Here is a 16709-nt window from a genome sequence, read left to right on the forward strand (position 1 = left end):
ACGCGCCTCTTGCGACAAATCCCCTATCGGCGATCAGTGACCGAAGGCCGCTTTCTGCGGCTGGTCGACGAGATTGTCGATGAACCAGTTCGGATAGACCGGCGCCGGCTCAGTCGCCGCATCGAGCGCTGCAAGGTCGCCTTCATCAAGCACCAGCTCTGCCGCACCGAGATTGTCGGCCAGTTGATGCGGTTTCGAGGCGCCGAGCAACACGCTTGAGACCGTCTTTTTCGTAAGCAGCCAGGTGATCGCCACCTGGGCGACGCTCGCCCCATGCGCGGCGGCGATCACCCGCATGCGCTCGACCAGCGCGAATCCCCGTTCCTTGTCGAAGGGCAGGATATCGAAACCGGAATAGCGGTTGTCGGGATCGCTGAGCGTTTCGCGGGTGTACTTGCCGGAAAGAAAGCCGGAGGCGAGCGGGCTCCAGACGGTCAGCCCGAGGCCGTAACGCTGCATCATGGGAAGAATGTCGCGCTCGACGTCGCGGCCAAGCAGCGAATAATACATCTGTCCATGCGTGAAGGGCGCCAGCCCGTTCGCCTTCTGGATTTCAAGCGCCGCCGCCACCTTCCAGGCCGACCAGTTGGAAAAGCCGATATAACGCACCTTGCCGGAGCGCACCACGGCATCGAGCGCCGCGAGCGTCTCTTCGAGCGGCGTGAACGGATCCTCCTTGTGGACGATATAGACGTCGATCCAGTCCGTTCTGAGCCGTTTCAGGCTTTCCTCGACCGACCAGAGGATGTGGCGGCGGGAGAGCCCGGCCTGGCCGAGAGGCGTACCGGTGCGGAAGCCGACCTTGGTGGCAATAACCACCTCGCTGCGCCGCGCCATCAGCACCTGTCCGAGGATCGTTTCCGACTGGCCGGATGCGTAGGCGTTTGCCGTATCGAAGAAGTTGATGCCGGCATCAAGTGCCTGTCCGACAAGCGCATCGGCAACATCGGCATCGGTCTTGTAGATCGCGCCTAAGCTGCGGTCGCCCGATGTGAAGGTCATCGCGCCGAAGGCAAGCCTGGAAACGGCAAGGCCGGTCCGGCCGAGGGTCGTATATTGCATGTCATCCTCCATCCATTGGATTGTCGTGATCGGATGGAAAGATAATGCCTCAAAACATTATTGCGAAAAATCCGCCGAATCGATAAGGCTTATGAAGTTTAACTTCATAATAGACCGATGGCGCCCGACCCCTTCAACGGTTTGACGGAATTCCTGGCCGTCGCCGACGCCAGGAGCTTCACCGCTGCCGCCGCATCGCTCGGCGTCACGCCGACTGCCGTCAGCCAGACGATCCGCGCGCTCGAGGCGAGGCTCGGCGTGCCGCTCTTTGTCCGCACCACGCGGCGCGTCGCGCTCACCGAAGCCGGTGCCGCGCTCTTCCAGCGCGTCCGTCCGGCTGCTGCCGATATATCAGATGCCTTCGACATGCTGGGTGGCTTCCGCGACCGCCCGCTCGGGCACCTGCGCCTCACCGTGCCGCGCATGGCCGTGCCGCTGATCGTGACGCCGCTGCTGCCGCAATTTCGCAACGCCTATCCCGATATCTCCGTCGAGATCTCGGTCGATGATGCGGCAATCGATATCACCGAACGCGGTTTCGACGCCGGCATCCGCATCGGCGAGGCGATCGAAAAGGACACGATCGTCATGCGGCTGACATCTGACATCATCTGGACGGTCGTCGGCTCGCCCGGCTATTTCGCCCGATATGGTCGGCCGGTGACGCCGGAGGACCTCACCCGCCATCAGGCGATCCGCTACCGCTATCCGACGTCAGGCGTCATCTATCGCTGGGAATTCGAGCGAGACGGCCACGACTTCTCCGTCGATGCGCCGGGCAGCCTGATGGTCAACGACTTCCTGCTGCTGCTCGAGCTCGCCGAGGCCGGGCTCGGTCTTGCCTATTTGCCGGATATTTCCGTCGGCGAGGCCGTGACATCAGGGCGGCTCGAACGCGTGCTCGATCCCTTCTTGCCGACCACGCCCGGTCTCTTTGCCTATTTCCCCGCCCGCTCGCAGACGCAGCTGAAGTTGCGCGCTTTCCTCGACATGGCAACGGCGCTGCTGCGCCGCAAAGGGTGATACCCTAGCCGGCGCATCTGCTCTTCGGTCGAAAGACCCTGGGATACGCTATTGCGGCTGGACCGTTTCCTGGTCCGCTTCCTTGACCACTTGGCCGTTAACGGTGATCGCGCCGTCGCGGCCGATGCTGATGTCCCAGCGCGAACGGCCATCTGCATCGGTCTTGGCGAAGCCCTTCACCATCATCATGCCGAAGGAGACTTGGTTGAGGTCGGGATCCGTCTTGGCAAGCTCCTGAACCGCGGCAATCGTCTTGTCGAGATCGCGGGCAAGGATCGTCGCCTCCATCGAATAGTCCTTCTGGGTATCGACCCGTCCCTCGATCTTGCCCGTCATGTCGACGTCGTAGACATCGGACTTGGCGCTGACCTTCGGAAACTCGATGGTGAGCCGGCCATCGCGGAAGAGCTTTTTCGCCATCTCGTCGCCGCTTTGCTCTGGCGGCTTGGCATTGAAATCCATCGCCATGAGCGCGTCGCCGAAGGTGGCGAAATCCAGATTCGGAATGGCGAGCTGCAGATCGAAATTGGTCGGCACGAAGGGCGAATAACTTGCCGGCATTGCCGGACTGTCGAGGCTGATGTCCTTCGCATCGATGCCGAAGCCGAAACGCATGGCGTCGCTCGGCCCATCCATAACCAGGTTGTAACCGAATGCCTTGACGCCGCCATTGCCCATCTGGTTGCTGACCGTCAGATTATTGACCCCGATCGTCTCACTGAACGAGGCAAGAATCGGAAAGGCTTGCTTCAGCATTCCCTTTATCTTGTCGCTGTTTTCCGGGCTTAATTCTTTCTCCTCGAGATGGTCGAGAATGAAAAGGAAGATCTCGCGGATTTGCTTGGCCGGCAGACCGTTCACCTTGGCATCGAAATCGATCGAGTCGGCACGGATTTCAACAGGCGGCATTTGCAGGCCGGAAACCTGCTCGACGAAAGTCGACATGGAGCCGCCGCCCGCAAAATCGATACGCCCATTGCCGCCTGCGCTGTCCGTCGAGGTCAGCTTTTGGTCCATCCCGGCAAAGCTGGCATGGGCTTCCTCGGTGTCGGACTTGCTGGCGACTTTGATGTCCTTGGCGGTGAAGGTGCCGGAGCGCAGGTAGCTGATCGCCGGGTCGAAGACGCCGGTATAGACAAGCGAAGCGATGGAGTAGGAGAAATCCGTCGGCTTCTGGTCTGGGCCTTTGAAATGGCCGGAGACATTGAGGTTGTTGTCACCCTCAACGTTCCAGAGCCCGCTATCGAGCGGCGTAGCGAACATCGAGAACGGCGTCAGCCCGCTGATCGCAAATGTCGCTGGATCGGCCTTGGCAAGCAGCTTCGCCAGATCGTAGATGATCTCGTAGCGTGTGCCCGCCGGATTGACGGTGACCATGCCGCTCTTCGCCAGATCCTCGGGAAGCAGCTTCGTCAGATTGTCCTCGACCGCATTGGCGCCATCCTGATTGATCTCGACGCCCTGGGCCGTGGTGACAAGGCAAAGTGCCAGCAAGCTCGTTGCCGTGACAAGTTTGAGACGCATAGTCCGATTTCTCCTCAGCCCCTTTGTGAATGCGGCCATCCAAAGATGCGAAGCGCGCCGATGTCAACCTCAGCTGTGGAAGAGAATAGCGATTTTGCCGTTCGTACGGCCGCGTATTTCGGACGGGCGAGAACATCGCCTCCTCGTGTGCGGCACTCGGCTCACCGTGACGATCGGTTTGCCGAAGCGTGTAGAAAACAGCCAAATCCGCAACTTGCGTTTCCGATCGACTTATAATATAGGCCACCGGTCCGTGTAGACACCCTTGGAGGCAACGCGGATGAGGTCGGGTCATACCGCCTCCGGTTCGTCGGAACAAGGCTTTTGCCCGCCGCCGAACTCTCCAAATAACCTCGAAAGGAATAGCCATGAGCCAGGAAACTTACGAGCTCAAGGCCGAGGCGCGCGAACGGGTTGGTAAGGGGTCCGCCCGTGAACTTCGCCGCAACGGTTTGATTCCCGCTGTCATCTATGGTGACAAGCAGGCCCCCATTTCCATCGCTCTCAACACCAATGAGGTGACGAAGCGAATTCACGCCGGTGCTTTCATGACCACCGTGGCGACGATCGACGTCGACGGCAAGAAACACAAGGTTCTGCCGAAGGACTACCAGCTCGATCCGGTCCGTGACTTCACCATGCATGTCGATTTCCTGCGCGTCTCCGGCAACACCCAGGTGACCGTCGAAATCCCGGTTCACTTCATCAACGAAGAGAAGTCCCCGGGCCTCAAGGTCGGCGGCGTTCTGAACATCGTTCGCCATGAAGTCGAAGTTCATTGCCCGGCCGATGCGATCCCTGAGTTCTTCAACATTGATCTCAGCGGCAAGAAGATCGGCGACAGCGTCCATATCGCGGAAGTCACTCTGCCGAAGGGCGTCACCCCGGTCATTGACCGCGACTTCACGATCGCGACGATTATCGCTCCGGCTGCCGGCATCGACGAGAGCGCCGCGGAAGGCGAAGCCGAAGCCTGATCGCTTCGATCAATTTGTAAAGCATATGGCCCGCTTTCCCCAGTGAACTGGCCCCCGAAGGTTGTCGTCCAACTTTCGGAGGCCAATTCACAGGGAAAGCGGGCTTTTCATTGCCCCGTAAGGCCCCGTTTCAGCAACATTTAACAAATTCGTGAAAGCATGTTCCGTCAGCTGCGAAGAAGCCCGCCTTAATGCGCGACGGCAAATGTGGCGGCCTGGGGGAGTAGACGGAAACATGAACAATTCCGTTGAGAACAGATTTTTTGCGATAGTTTGCGGAGCGCTGCTTGTTTTTGTCGCTCCCCTCTTTGTTCTCTTCCTTTTTCTTTCCTCAGAACGGGCCGACAAGGAAATACGTGATCACATCTCCGTTCTTCTCGTCGCCAATGCCCAGGCGCTTGCCAAACCGCTGTGGGACCTCGATGAGGAGAGCGTTACCCAGATCAGCGCGACAGTCGTTTCCCAAGGCGCCATCGTCAAGGTCGAAGTGCGTGACCAGTCAGGCCAGCTCGATGTCAGCCAGTCTACCATTCCACGCTCCTTCGACGGAAAGCTGGTGCAGGTGTCGCGCGCCATCATCTACAACACTGTCGACGGTCCGAAGAACCTCGGCAGCATCAGCGTCTATTATCCCGCACTCGGCCTGTTTTCCGGCCTGAAACAGGAAGAGGTCGTCTTCATCTCGATCTTCATCTTCGCGGTGCTGACCGTTTTCGGCACGGCGCTGATCGGCAACCGTTTCTTCGTCATCCAGCCGCTGATGCGGCTGACGGCGGCGATCGAGGCCACCCGCCAGCTGGGCTCCCGCCATCATGTCGACTGGCAGTCGAACGACGAGATGGGACGGCTTGCCCATAGCTTTAACGAGATGCAGACCAAGCTCGAAAGCGAGGAAAAGGAGCTGAAGCTCGCCCACCGCCGCGCCACCGACATCTACAATCTGACGCCCGCTATGCTCTTCTCACTCGATGAGGAAGACCGCATCACCGCCGTCAGTGATTATTGGCTGCTTGCCACAGGTTATGACCGCGCCGCCGTCATCGGCCGCAACTTCGCCGATCTCGTCACTTCCGCCACCCGTGACAAATTCGTCAAGCGCCGCCGGGCCGAAAGCGGCATGACCGTCACCGTCAAGTTTGTCTGCCTGGACGGTCGCACCATGGACGTCCTGATCATGGAATCAGAGGCGGGAGCCGGCGCTCACGACCGCCTCTCGCTATCGGTCATGACCGATGTCACCGAACTCAAGGCCTCCGAGGACCGCAACCACCGCCAGGCAATCACCGATCACCTGACCGGGCTTCTTAATCGCCAGGGCTTCGAGGCCGTCCTCGACAACAAGATCGCCGCCGCCGACGCCGCCGGCCAGGAGCTCGCCTGTCTCTTCGTCGATCTCGACCGCTTCAAGTGGATCAACGACAATATGGGCCATGCCGCCGGCGACATGGCGCTGGTCGAGCTCGTCGAGCGCCTGAAAACCCATCTTGCCCCCTGCGACGAGGCAGCCCGTCTCGGCGGCGACGAATTTGCCATCTTGCTGCCGGCAAAGGACGCCGAAAAACGCGCCAAGGCAATGTGCGAGCAGATTGCCACGCTCTTCGAAACGCCATTCGCCCCGGACATGCATCTGAGCGCTTCCGTCGGCATCGCCATCTATCCGCATCATGCCGCAACCGCGGCCGAACTGCTGCAGAAATCCGACATGGCGATGTATGCCAAGAAACGCGACGGCAAAAACGGCGCGCAGCTCTTCGACAATGCCATGCTCGACCGTGCCCGCCGCCGCGCCGAGATCGAAGCCAATATCGAAGCCGGCCTCGTCGACAACTGGTTCGAGGCCTTCCTGCAGCCGATCGTCAACCTGAACGGTCGCGGCATATCAGGTTTCGAGGCGCTAATGCGCCTCAACCATCCACAGAAGGGCTTGATGCCGCCGGCCGAGATCATCAGTGTCGCCGAGGAGACGGCAAAAATTGTCCGCGTCGGCAACGTCATCATGGAAAAGGCGGTCGCCAACCTCGCGGAGATCTCCCGCATCCCCGGTATGCAGGATACCTATCTCGCCATCAACTTCTCGCCGCTGCAGTTCGAGCCGGCGCTGCCGGCCCGTCTTGCCGCCATCGTCGGTCGCCACGGCATCCGTCCCGAGCGCATCGTCGTCGAGATCACCGAGGCTGTGCTGATGCACGACAACCCTGAGATCCGCATGATCGTCACCGAGCTTCGTCGCTTCGGCTGCCGTATCGCGCTTGACGATTTCGGCACCGGCTATTCGTCGCTGAGCTACCTGAACCGCTTCCCTGTCGACATCATCAAGATCGACCAGTCTTTCACCCGCGCGATCAACGATGGCGATGACGACGTGCGCCAGAAAAGCCGGATGCTGATCGAAGGCATCACCACGCTCTCCCACAAGATGGACTGCACCGTTATTGCCGAAGGCATCGAGACCGAAGAGGAGTGCCGCACGCTCCACCAGATGGGGCTTGACTATGGCCAGGGCTACCTCTTCCACCGTCCGCAGCACGCCGCCACGCTGATCGAGGAACTGATGGCCTCGCAATCGGCCATCGCACGCGCCTCGTAAACGAAGAACGAAGGAGATGATGCCGATGAAAAAGCTCCTGCTTCTCGCATGCCTGGCGCTGCCATGCACCGCCCATGCGCAAACGGTGACCTTCGCGACCGAGGATTATGCCCCCTTCAACTATCGCGAAGGCAAGGAGATCAAGGGCGCGACCGTCGAGCAGGTCGAAAAGATAATGGCCGCGATCGGCGTCGACTACACGATCGAAATCATGCCCTGGGCGCGCGCTTTCAGCCTTGCCCGCACGGCGCCGATGACCTGTGTCTTCGCGACCGCCCACAATGGCGCGCGTGACCCGTTATTTAAATGGGTCGAGCCGCTGCTCGTCGACCGTAACATCCTGATCACCCGCAAGGGTTCTGATGTCACCGCCAGCAATCTGGACGAGGCGAAGAAATACACGGTCGGCACTCAGCGCGAGGATTACACCGAGACGATTCTGAAGGAGAAGGGCTTCACCAAGCTCGATGTCGCCAGCGACTTCAACGCGACGCTGCGCAAACTGCTTGGCGGGCGCATCGACATGATGCCGATCTCCGAACTCTATTTCGAAAAGCTGCAGGCCGAGCAGCCGGTGGAGATGGTGACCGTGCTCTCCTCCCAGCCGATGGGCATCGCCTGCGAGAAGAACTTTCCGGCCGATCTGCTCGCCAGGATGCAGACTGCCCTCGACAAGCTGATCGCCGATGGCGACCAAAAGCAGATCTTCCTGAAATACGGCATGAACCTGTCGGACTGACCCTATCTGAGTGACCTTGGCCGACAGACCGCTGCCCTTTCCGCTTGACTTTGCTTTCGTTTCGCGGTGGTGAACGGCTGGAAGTTCTAGCAAGGAAAAACAGACCATGCTGATCATCGCGGGTCTCGGCAATCCCGGCGGCAAGTACGCCGGCAACCGCCACAATATCGGCTTCATGGCCGTCGACGCCATTCATCGGCGCCACAGCTTTTCGCCCTGGTCGAAGAAGTTCAGGGCCGAGATCGCCGAGGGCGAGCTCGGCGGCGAGAAGGTGCTGCTGATCAAGCCGCAGACCTTCATGAATCTTTCCGGCGAGTCCGTCGGCGAAGCGATGCGTTTCTACAAGCTCCAGCCGGCCGATCTCGTGGCGATCTACGACGAACTCGACCTTCCCCAGGGCAAGGCGCGGCTGAAGACCGGTGGCGGCCACAACGGCCACAACGGCATCAAGTCGCTCGACGCCCATTGCGGCAAGGAGTACCGGCGGTTGCGCCTCGGCATCGGCCATCCCGGCGTCAAGGAGATGGTTCAGAGCCACGTGCTCGGCGATTTCACCAAGGCCGACAAGGCCTGGGTGGAGCCGCTTCTGGACACGCTCGCCGACAATGCCGACATGCTGGTGCGAAACGAGGATTCGCAGTTGATGAACAAGATCGCGCTGGCGCTCGGCGGCAAGGCCGAGGAGGAGAAGCCAGCCAAGGAAAAAAAGGACGCCGAGAAGAAGCCGGCCGGCCAGTCGCATATCCAGCAGGCTCGCGGCCACAACCAGCCGAAGCTGCCGGTGACCGGCCCGATGGCCGACATGCTGAAAAAGATGTTCGGCAACAAGGGCGATTGAGATTGATGCCGGATGGAGACGTCATCATCCGGCCTGCCGTCCGCGGCGATCTTCCCGGTCTCCTGGCCCTCTACCGACAGCTGAACCCCACCGATCCGGTTCTTGACGAGGCCAGTGCCGAGAAACGCTTTTCCGCCATCCTGGCTCAGCCGGGCATGACCGTCTTCATCGGTGTCGCGGGTAACGTAGCCATCGCCACCGTCACTCTCGTCGTCGTGCCGAACCTGACGCGGAACGGCGCCTCCTATGCGCTCATCGAAAACGTCGTCACCCATGCCGATCATCGCAAGCGCGGTTATGCCCGCGCCGTCATCGCCCATGCGGTTGCAGACGCCTGGAGCGCCGGCTGCTACAAGGTGATGCTGCTCACCGGCTCCAAAAATCTGGCAACATTGCGCTTCTATGAGAATTGCGGCTTCGTGCAGGAGAAGACCGGCTATCAGATTCGCCGGCTTTGATCCCGTTTTAGAGGCGGCCCTCAGGCAGCACCTATTCTTCCGGTTCGGTGGTGAACATCAGCGGAAAGCCCATGCCCTTGGCAAGGTCGATGCCTTCCTTGGCCTTGGTCTCGGCGATATCTCTGGCGCAGACCACGACCACGCAGGAACCGAGCTTGTGCGCCGTCATCATCACCCGGTAGCCGGTCTCCTCGCTCATGCGGAAGACGGCCTTAAGGACCATGATGACGAACTCGCGCGGGGTATAGTCATCATTGACGAGGATGACCTTGTAGAGCTTCGGCTTGTCCAGCTTCGGCTTCACCTTGGTCTTCGGTTTCACGGCAATGTCACTGTCACTCATCGGAAAAATCCACCCGTTGATGACATGGGATCAGGAATCTTCAAAACCATCTAATCATTGTCGATGACGAATTTTCGACAGCCGGCCGGCCGGCTCCCCGCCCCAAACAGGCAAGAGCTTGTCGCCGGCTTCGACACCGATAGGGCCACTGCCTCTATACGAACAGCGACCGGCATTCTGATGAAATCAGCAATACGTCGAAATCTCCATCGGTATTCAAGAATAGGCCAGCACCGATCCGTCGGCAAGTGAGGTACGCTAAAAGCTCTCTAAGACTTGACCACATTGCTCCTTTATCTCATAGGCACCAGCAAGGAATTCAAGAACAGCAGGTTTCAGCCATGGGCTTCAAATGCGGTATCGTCGGGCTGCCGAATGTCGGCAAATCGACCCTCTTCAACGCGCTCACCAAGACGGCCGCCGCACAGGCGGCGAATTATCCCTTCTGCACCATCGAGCCGAACACCGGCGAAGTCGCCGTTCCCGATCCGCGCATGCGCAAGCTTGCCGACGTCGCCAAGTCGAAGGAATTGATCCCGACCCGCATCTCCTTCGTCGATATCGCCGGCCTGGTGCGCGGCGCCTCGAAGGGTGAAGGCCTCGGCAACCAGTTTCTCGCCAATATCCGCGAGGTCGATGCTATCGTGCATGTGCTGCGCTGCTTCGAAGACAGCGACATCACCCATGTCGAGGGCCGCATCAACCCGGTCGCCGATGCTGAGACGATCGAGACCGAGCTGATGCTTGCCGATCTCGAGAGCCTGGAGCGCCGCACCGAGCAGACCCGCAAGCGCGCCACCGGCAAGGACAAGGATTCGGTGGCGATGCTGCCGATCATGGAAGCCTCGCTGAAGCTGCTCAACGAAGGCAAGCCGGTTCGCACGCTGCTGTCGACGCTCGACGCGGAAGAAAGCGTCATCCTCAAGAGCCTCAATCTTCTGACTTCGCATCCCGTGCTCTACGTCTGCAACGTCGCCGAAGGCGATGCCTCGACCGGCAACGAATTCACCGAGGCCGTCGCGGTGATGGCAAAGGAGCAGGGTGCCGAAACCGTCACGATCTCGGCGGCGATCGAGTCTGAGGTCGCCCAGCTTCCCGAGGAGGAGGCCAAGGAATTCCTCTCCGCCCTCGACCTCGACGAGGCGGGCCTCGACCGGCTGATCCGCGCCGGCTACAAGCTGCTCCACCTCATCACCTATTTCACCGTCGGCCCGAAGGAAACACGCGCCTGGACGATCGAGCGCGGCACCAAGGCGCCGCAGGCCGCCGGCGTCATCCATTCGGATTTCGAACGCGGCTTCATCCGCGCCAACACCATCGCCTATGACGACTACATCAAATATAACGGTGAAGTCGGCGCCAAGGATGCCGGCAAAGCTCGCGACGAAGGCAAGGAATATGTCGTCCAGGACGGCGACGTCATCCACTTCCGCTTCAACACCTGAACGGATACTGCCGCTATCCCGATCGATTCATTTCGCCCAAATCGCTCAGCGGTTTGGGCGAAATCGTAAGATTTACGGAGTTGCCTCTAAGACGGCCGGCGGCAGTCTTTGCGAAATGGCGGCCGGCAGCGCCCGCAGCACAATGCGGCGCAGCGGCATCCAGCCCGTTCCGATAACGAGCACGATCACCCCGACGACGATCAGCGTGGTGAAGATATAGGTATCAACCGTCGCACTTCCCTGCCGGAAAATGCCGTAAATCGCAAAGCCGAGCGACAGCAGTCCAGACGTGACGAAGGCCCGCCGGTCGATGACAAGGCCGATCAGCATCAGCACCGCAACGCTGATAACGATGATCGGCGTCTTGATCGAAACCGTCTGGGCAACATCCAGCAAATTGCCGTCGAACGAAATCAGCAGGCGGACGCTGAAGAGCAGCGCCGGTGCAGCACCCAGATGAAGCCAGAAGGCGATATCGGAGCGTGTCGTCCGGCGCATCCGATCGCCAAGGTCGAAATACAGCGCCGTTGCGAACAGCCCGAGAGCGCAAACGAGGCAGACCATCGCGAGCAAGACGGGATGGTTGGCGAAGAATTGCGGATCCCCGCTCGCCCATTGCATGAGCCGCAAAAGCAGGGTGAGGACGAATGCAAGCGCCGACATGATGCAGAGCGCCAACGCCAACGGCACACGATAGCGGACATAATAGGCGCCGAGAATGATAGGGAAGCCGGCAACGAACTTCGTCGCCTCCGCCCCGTTGAAAGCGGGTGTTATCGGCTTGAAAAAGTAGGACATCAGCAGGAATGTCCAGCAGAACAGCGCGATCGTCAGGCTGACTGCCGGCAGAGCAAGCCGCTGCCGGCGCACCAGGATCTCCGAAAGCACAATGATCGCAGGCAGCACGGCATAAAGTGCGGCAAGCCCCCAGAGGCCGCCGAGCGCCACGACGACACCGATCGTGATCAGCACATCGTGAAAGCCGCGCACGAAACGCGGTGTCTCGGTATCCGACCAAGCCTGCTCTTCCTGCGCTGCGATTACCGGCCGCGCCTCTATGACGGTGACGCCGCGCTCGGCCAGAAACGGCAAAAGCCGCCCGCCTGCCTCCGGCGAAATCAGCCCCTGGTGTGCAGCTTCGTCGAGTATCGATCTCAGTTCCGTCATACCCGTTTATCTCCCCGGAATCATTGAGCCCGCGCGGATGCTATTGTAAGCATTGTGCGCTGCATATGGCGGGAGGAACGAATGTCGGCAGAAAAACTTTCCTTCGAGGATTTCCGGCCCGGCTGCCGCTTCGCGCTTGGCCCGAAGCTGGTCATCGCCGAAGAAATCATTGAGTTTGCAAGGGAATTCGATCCGCAGCCGATGCATCTCGATGAGGCTGCCGGCCGCGCCAGCATTCTCGGCGGGCTTGCTGCCTCCGGCTGGCACACCTCTTCGATGTTCATGCGCATGATGGCCGACAGCTATGTGCTGCATTCGCTCTGCGAAGGTGCGCCGGGCGTCGATCTGATGGAATGGCGAAAGCCGGTGCTTGCCGGCGACACGCTGTCAGGCCATTCGACCGTGCTCGAAGCCCGGCCGATGCGCTCACGCCCCGGCATGGGCATCGTCAAATTCCGCCATGAGGTGGAAAACCAGCGCGGCGAACTTGTCTGCGTCTCGGAGAATTCGGTCATGTTCGGCATGCGTGCCCGTCCCGCAGATATCGGCATAAGCCCGGAGACGTCAGCATGAGGATGTCCGATCTTTACGCGGTTGGCGAGAAGGCCGAGATCGGCAGCTACACTTTTACCGAAGAAAACATCATCCGTTTCGCGACGCGATACGATCCGCAGCGTTTCCATGTCGACAAAGAAGCCGCCAAAGACACCCTCTTCGGCGATCTCTGCGCCTCGGGCTGGCACACCACCGCCGCCTGGATGCGAACCTTCCTCGCCTTCTGGGAAAGGCAGAGTGTCGCACTCGCACAAAAGGGTCTAACGTCGCCGAACCTCGGCCCCTCGCCTGGTTTCCAGAAATTGCAATGGCTGCGGCCGGTCTTCGTCGGCGACGTCGTCACCTACTCCGTCGCCTTCCTCTCCAGCCGGGCGCTCGCGTCACGACCGGGATGGCACCTCAACACCATCCTCTGCGAGGGCGTCAATCAAAACGGCGATGCTGTTATCCGCTTCGAAAGCGGCGTGCTCGAATTCGACTGACGCTGCAGGCAGGAAGACTCAGTGGCCGGAGAATTCGACCAGCGTGTGCACGATAACGCCGAGTTCTTCCAGCTTTCTGCGGCCGCCGAGATCCGGCAGGTCGATGACGAAGCAGGCGCCGACCACTTCCGCGCCCATCTGGCGCAGCAGCTTCGTTGCGCCGACGGCCGTGCCGCCGGTGGCGATCAGGTCGTCGACCAGGATCACCTTCTCGCCGGGCTGCACCGCATCGCGATGCATCTCCATCTCGTCGACGCCATATTCCAGACTGTAGGCGATGCGCACGGTCTCGTGCGGCAGTTTGCCCTTCTTGCGGATCGGCACGAAGCCCGAGGAAAGCTGGTGGGCCACCGCACCGCCCAGAATGAAGCCGCGCGCCTCCATGCCGGCGATCTTGTCGATTTTCGTGCCCGCATAGGGCTGCACCAGTTCGTCAACCGCCCTGCGGAAAGTGCGTGGATTGCCGAGCAGCGTGGTGATGTCACGGAAAATGATGCCGGGCTTGGGATAGTCGGAAATGGAGCGGATGCTGGCTGCGAGCTCCGAAATCGTATTGTCCATGGAAAGTCCATATTCTGCGAGGGCATGAAACTGGCCGCACCCTATCAATTGCCAGGGGCGGAACCAACAGAAAAGGCGGCCCGAGGCCGCCTTTTGAATGTCGATCGGGAACCGCTCAATGTTCCTTGTTGGCGTAGATCGAGCGCTTCGTCAGGTAGATCAGCACCGTGAAGATCAAGAGGAAGATCATCACCATGAAGCCCGTACGCTTGCGCTCCTCAAGATGCGGCTCGGCGGCCCACATCAGGAAGGCGGAGACGTCTTTCGAATACTGGTCGACCGTCGCCGGCGCGCCATCGTCATAGGTCACCTGGCCGTCGGAGAGCGGCTTCGGCATGGCAAGGACAGCCGCGGCATGGAAATAAGGGTTATAATGGCCGCCCTGCGGCACCTGGAAACCGGCTGGCGGCTCTTCATAACCGGTCAGCAGCGAATGGATGTAATCCGGGCCACCTTCCTGATATTGCGTGAAGATGTCGAAGACGAATTGCGGGAAGCCGCGCTCGACTTCGCGAGCCTTTGCAATCAGCGAAAAGTCGGGCGGAGCCGCACCGTTGTTGGAAGCAGCAGCGGCCTCCGCGTTGGGGAAAGGCGCCGGGAAGTGATCGGAAGGGACCGCTTTGCGGGTAAACATTTCACCGGCAGCGTTCGGGCCGTCCTGAACCTCGTAATTCGCTGCGAAAGCCTTCACCTGCGCCTCGGAATAACCGAGCTCGTCGAGCATGCGGAAGGGCACGAGGTTCATCGAATGGCAGGCGGAACAGACTTCGGTATAAACCTTGAGGCCGCGCTGAAGCTGACCCTTGTCGTAGTGGCCGAACGGACCGGCAAAAGTCCATTCCTCCTCCTTCGGCTCCTTCAGCGGATAGTGCGGCGTCGCACTTTCCTCATGATGGGCGGGAGCCGCGCCGTTTGCGGGCGTCGCTTCCTGGGCAAAGGCGGCGCTGCTGAGAACGGTAGCGACAGCGAGCGGCAGAATGCTTGCAACAAGCTTTTTCATATTCCTATTCCTTCGCTCGCTTACGCTTTGGCCGCCGCACTGGCTGCAGCTGTTTTGTTGCGCTTTTCGAGCACCGCTTCGGTGATCGAGTTCGGGATGCGGCGCGGCGTTTCCACCAAGCCGAGAACTGGCATCGCGACCAGGAAGAAAGCGAAGTAGAGGAGTGTGCAGAACTGCGAGATCATGACATAGCCACCTTCCGCCGGCTGCGAACCGAGCCAGCCGAGGATGATCGCATTGATCACGAACAGCCAGTAGAACAGCTTGTACCAGGGGCGGTAAACGGCCGAACGGACCTTCGACGTATCGAGCCAGGGCAGGAAGAACAGCACGATGATCGCGCCGAACATCACCAGCACGCCGCCAAGCTTGGAGTCGATCGGACCGACGTTGAAGGTGATCGAACGCAGCATCGCGTAGAACGGCAGGAAGTACCATTCCGGAACGATATGGGCCGGCGTCTTCAATGGGTCGGCTGGGATGTAGTTGTCGGCGTGGCCGAGGAAGTTCGGCAGGTAGAAGACGAAATAGGCATAGACCAGCAGGAAGATTGAGACGCCGAGAGCATCCTTCATCGTCGCATAAGGCGTGAAGCGTACCGTGTCCGTCTTCGTCTTGACCTCGACGCCCGTCGGGTTCGTCTGGCCGACGACGTGCAGTGCCCAGATGTGCAGGATGACAACGCCGGCGATCATGAACGGCAGCAGGTAGTGTAGCGAGAAGAAGCGGTTCAGCGTCGGGTTTTCGACCGCGAAACCGCCGAGCAGGAACTGCTGCACCCATTCGCCAATCAGCGGGAAGGCCGAGAAGAAGCCGGTGATGACGGTGGCGCCCCAGAAGGACATCTGGCCCCAGGGCAGAACGTAGCCCATGAAGCCGGTCGCCATCATCAAGAGGTAGATGACCACGCCGAGGATCCAGAGGATTTCGCGCGGCGCCTTGTAGGAGCCGTAATAGAGGCCGCGGGCAATGTGCAGGTACACCGCGACGAAGAAGAAGGATGCGCCGTTGGCATGCATATAGCGCAGCAGCCAGCCGTGGTTGACGTCGCGCATGATCTTTTCAACGGAGTTGAAGGCGACCGACGATTCGGCAGCGTAATGCATGGCGAGCGTGACGCCCGTCAGGATCTGCACCACCAGCATGACGGCGAGCATGGCGCCGAAGGTGTAGGCGTAATTCAGGTTACGCGGAACCGGATAGGCGACGAAGCTGTCATAGACCATGCGCGGCAATGGAAGGCGCGCATCGACCCATTTCTCGAGGCCGGTTGATGGCTCGTAGCTGGAATGGCCACTCATTAATCAGTCTCCCCTCAACCGATCTTGATCTTGGTATCGGACAAAAATGAAAAGGTCGGAATCGCCAGGTTCTGCGGCGCCGGGCCTTTGCGGATGCGGCCGGCCGTGTCGTAGACCGAGCCATGGCAGGGACAGAACCAACCATTATATTCACCGGCCTGGCCGAGCGGCACGCAGCCGAGATGCGTGCAGGTGCCGATCATGACGATCCAGTTTTCCTTGTCCTTGCCGCCCGAACGGTCAACACCCGTTGCCTGAGCGTCGACAGGAAGGTTTGCATTGCGCGCGATCGGGTCCTTCAGCTCGCCAAGCTGGACGGCGTTTGCCGCTTCCACTTCCTCAGGCGTGCGATTGCGGATGAAGATCGGCTTGCCGCGCCATTTGACCGTCAGAGACATGCCAGGCTCAAGGCTGGCAACGTCGACTTCGATGGAGGCGAGAGCGAGCGTCGAAGCGTCAGGACGCATCTGATCGATGAATGGCCAAGCGACTGCAACGGCGCCGACGGCGCCTGCCATACCAGTGGTGAGATAAAGGAAATCACGGCGAGTGGGTTCGCCCATGCCCTCGCTTGTCGTTTCGTGTTCGCTCACGGCTAACATCCTCTGCGCAATTTTCGCGGAATTCCGCCCTGCCCCCTCTACCGG

General features: G+C 60.2%; 17 protein-coding genes. 9 read left to right on the forward strand and 8 right to left on the reverse strand.

The features are described 5' to 3' along the window. Positions 1-33: 33 nt before the first annotated feature. Positions 34-1062 (reverse strand): aldo/keto reductase, encoded by a 1029-nt coding sequence (locus N2600_RS15555; protein ID WP_260296727.1) that lies wholly within the window; start codon positions 1060-1062, stop codon positions 34-36. A gap of 117 nt (positions 1063-1179) precedes the next feature. On the opposite strand from N2600_RS15555, the gene N2600_RS15560 reads away from it, so the two are divergent. Beyond that, positions 1180-2085: a LysR family transcriptional regulator gene (locus N2600_RS15560; RefSeq protein WP_260296728.1), complete on the forward strand. Its 906-nt coding sequence runs from the start codon at positions 1180-1182 to the stop codon at positions 2083-2085. A 48-nt stretch (positions 2086-2133) separates the two neighbouring features. Here N2600_RS15560 and N2600_RS15565 read toward each other — a convergent pair whose 3' ends face one another. Continuing rightward, positions 2134-3609, reverse strand: a complete 1476-nt coding sequence (locus N2600_RS15565; RefSeq protein WP_260296729.1) for a hypothetical protein — start codon at positions 3607-3609, stop codon at positions 2134-2136. 368 nt (positions 3610-3977) lie between these two features. On the opposite strand from N2600_RS15565, the gene N2600_RS15570 reads away from it, so the two are divergent. From N2600_RS15570 to N2600_RS15590, 5 genes are all read left to right on the forward strand, one after another. Beyond that, positions 3978-4586, forward strand: a complete 609-nt coding sequence (locus tag N2600_RS15570) for a 50S ribosomal protein L25/general stress protein Ctc (RefSeq protein WP_017965326.1) — start codon at positions 3978-3980, stop codon at positions 4584-4586. A gap of 235 nt (positions 4587-4821) precedes the next feature. Then, positions 4822-7173, forward strand: coding sequence for an EAL domain-containing protein (locus N2600_RS15575; RefSeq protein WP_017965327.1), 2352 nt, complete (start codon positions 4822-4824; stop codon positions 7171-7173). A gap of 25 nt (positions 7174-7198) precedes the next feature. Beyond that, the gene (locus N2600_RS15580) at positions 7199-7912 is read left to right on the forward strand and encodes a substrate-binding periplasmic protein (RefSeq protein ID WP_026154253.1); all 714 of its coding nucleotides are present in this window, start codon (positions 7199-7201) and stop codon (positions 7910-7912) included. Positions 7913-8018: 106 nt separating this feature from the next. Continuing rightward, positions 8019-8750, forward strand: a complete 732-nt coding sequence (gene pth, locus N2600_RS15585) for an aminoacyl-tRNA hydrolase (protein WP_260296731.1) — start codon at positions 8019-8021, stop codon at positions 8748-8750. A gap of 5 nt (positions 8751-8755) precedes the next feature. After that, positions 8756-9208: a GNAT family N-acetyltransferase gene (locus N2600_RS15590; protein ID WP_445944929.1), complete on the forward strand. Its 453-nt coding sequence runs from the start codon at positions 8756-8758 to the stop codon at positions 9206-9208. A 31-nt stretch (positions 9209-9239) separates the two neighbouring features. On the opposite strand, the gene clpS is transcribed toward N2600_RS15590, so the two are convergent. Continuing rightward, positions 9240-9551, reverse strand: a complete 312-nt coding sequence (gene clpS, locus N2600_RS15595) for an ATP-dependent Clp protease adapter ClpS (RefSeq protein WP_162116518.1) — start codon at positions 9549-9551, stop codon at positions 9240-9242. 341 nt (positions 9552-9892) lie between these two features. On the opposite strand from clpS, the gene ychF reads away from it, so the two are divergent. Then, positions 9893-10996 carry a redox-regulated ATPase YchF gene (gene ychF / locus N2600_RS15600; RefSeq protein WP_260296735.1) on the forward strand — a complete coding sequence of 368 codons (1104 nt, stop codon included), beginning with the start codon at positions 9893-9895 and terminating at the stop codon, positions 10994-10996. Between the two features lie 72 nt (positions 10997-11068). Here ychF and N2600_RS15605 read toward each other — a convergent pair whose 3' ends face one another. Continuing rightward, the gene (locus N2600_RS15605; protein WP_260296736.1) at positions 11069-12163 is read right to left on the reverse strand and encodes a hypothetical protein; all 1095 of its coding nucleotides are present in this window, start codon (positions 12161-12163) and stop codon (positions 11069-11071) included. A gap of 81 nt (positions 12164-12244) precedes the next feature. On the opposite strand from N2600_RS15605, the gene N2600_RS15610 reads away from it, so the two are divergent. After that, positions 12245-12736 carry a MaoC family dehydratase gene (locus tag N2600_RS15610; protein WP_260296737.1) on the forward strand — a complete coding sequence of 164 codons (492 nt, stop codon included), beginning with the start codon at positions 12245-12247 and terminating at the stop codon, positions 12734-12736. Next, positions 12733-13200 carry a MaoC family dehydratase gene (locus N2600_RS15615; RefSeq protein ID WP_017965335.1) on the forward strand — a complete coding sequence of 156 codons (468 nt, stop codon included), beginning with the start codon at positions 12733-12735 and terminating at the stop codon, positions 13198-13200. The genes N2600_RS15610 and N2600_RS15615 overlap by 4 nt, the downstream gene beginning before the upstream one ends. 18 nt (positions 13201-13218) lie before the next feature. Here N2600_RS15615 and N2600_RS15620 read toward each other — a convergent pair whose 3' ends face one another. The 4 genes from N2600_RS15620 to petA form a co-directional block, all read right to left on the reverse strand. Next, a complete protein-coding gene (locus N2600_RS15620) occupies positions 13219-13761 on the reverse strand; it encodes an adenine phosphoribosyltransferase (RefSeq protein ID WP_017965336.1) in 543 nt (180 codons plus the stop codon). Positions 13762-13876: 115 nt separating this feature from the next. Continuing rightward, positions 13877-14761, reverse strand: a complete 885-nt coding sequence (locus tag N2600_RS15625; protein ID WP_017965337.1) for a cytochrome c1 — start codon at positions 14759-14761, stop codon at positions 13877-13879. 20 nt (positions 14762-14781) lie between these two features. After that, positions 14782-16062 carry a cytochrome b gene (locus tag N2600_RS15630; RefSeq protein WP_017965338.1) on the reverse strand — a complete coding sequence of 427 codons (1281 nt, stop codon included), beginning with the start codon at positions 16060-16062 and terminating at the stop codon, positions 14782-14784. A 14-nt stretch (positions 16063-16076) separates the two neighbouring features. Further along, positions 16077-16655 carry a ubiquinol-cytochrome c reductase iron-sulfur subunit gene (petA, locus tag N2600_RS15635; RefSeq protein WP_260296739.1) on the reverse strand — a complete coding sequence of 193 codons (579 nt, stop codon included), beginning with the start codon at positions 16653-16655 and terminating at the stop codon, positions 16077-16079. Positions 16656-16709 lie beyond the last annotated feature (54 nt).

The organism is Rhizobium sp. WSM1274 (genome assembly GCF_025200775.1).
GTDB classification, from domain to species: domain Bacteria; phylum Pseudomonadota; class Alphaproteobacteria; order Rhizobiales; family Rhizobiaceae; genus Rhizobium; species Rhizobium leguminosarum_I.

Coding starts and splice junctions, on each gene's coding strand:
- N2600_RS15555 (WP_260296727.1), bottom strand. CDS start 1,062: ATGCAATATACGACCCTCGGCCGGACCGGCCTTGCCGTTTCCAGGCTT.
- N2600_RS15560 (WP_260296728.1), top strand. CDS start 1,180: ATGGCGCCCGACCCCTTCAACGGTTTGACGGAATTCCTGGCCGTCGCC.
- N2600_RS15565 (WP_260296729.1), bottom strand. CDS start 3,609: ATGCGTCTCAAACTTGTCACGGCAACGAGCTTGCTGGCACTTTGCCTT.
- N2600_RS15570 (WP_017965326.1), top strand. CDS start 3,978: ATGAGCCAGGAAACTTACGAGCTCAAGGCCGAGGCGCGCGAACGGGTT.
- N2600_RS15575 (WP_017965327.1), top strand. CDS start 4,822: ATGAACAATTCCGTTGAGAACAGATTTTTTGCGATAGTTTGCGGAGCG.
- N2600_RS15580 (WP_026154253.1), top strand. CDS start 7,199: ATGAAAAAGCTCCTGCTTCTCGCATGCCTGGCGCTGCCATGCACCGCC.
- pth (WP_260296731.1), top strand. CDS start 8,019: ATGCTGATCATCGCGGGTCTCGGCAATCCCGGCGGCAAGTACGCCGGC.
- N2600_RS15590 (WP_445944929.1), top strand. CDS start 8,756: ATGCCGGATGGAGACGTCATCATCCGGCCTGCCGTCCGCGGCGATCTT.
- clpS (WP_162116518.1), bottom strand. CDS start 9,551: ATGAGTGACAGTGACATTGCCGTGAAACCGAAGACCAAGGTGAAGCCG.
- ychF (WP_260296735.1), top strand. CDS start 9,893: ATGGGCTTCAAATGCGGTATCGTCGGGCTGCCGAATGTCGGCAAATCG.
- N2600_RS15605 (WP_260296736.1), bottom strand. CDS start 12,163: ATGACGGAACTGAGATCGATACTCGACGAAGCTGCACACCAGGGGCTG.
- N2600_RS15610 (WP_260296737.1), top strand. CDS start 12,245: ATGTCGGCAGAAAAACTTTCCTTCGAGGATTTCCGGCCCGGCTGCCGC.
- N2600_RS15615 (WP_017965335.1), top strand. CDS start 12,733: ATGAGGATGTCCGATCTTTACGCGGTTGGCGAGAAGGCCGAGATCGGC.
- N2600_RS15620 (WP_017965336.1), bottom strand. CDS start 13,761: ATGGACAATACGATTTCGGAGCTCGCAGCCAGCATCCGCTCCATTTCC.
- N2600_RS15625 (WP_017965337.1), bottom strand. CDS start 14,761: ATGAAAAAGCTTGTTGCAAGCATTCTGCCGCTCGCTGTCGCTACCGTT.
- N2600_RS15630 (WP_017965338.1), bottom strand. CDS start 16,062: ATGAGTGGCCATTCCAGCTACGAGCCATCAACCGGCCTCGAGAAATGG.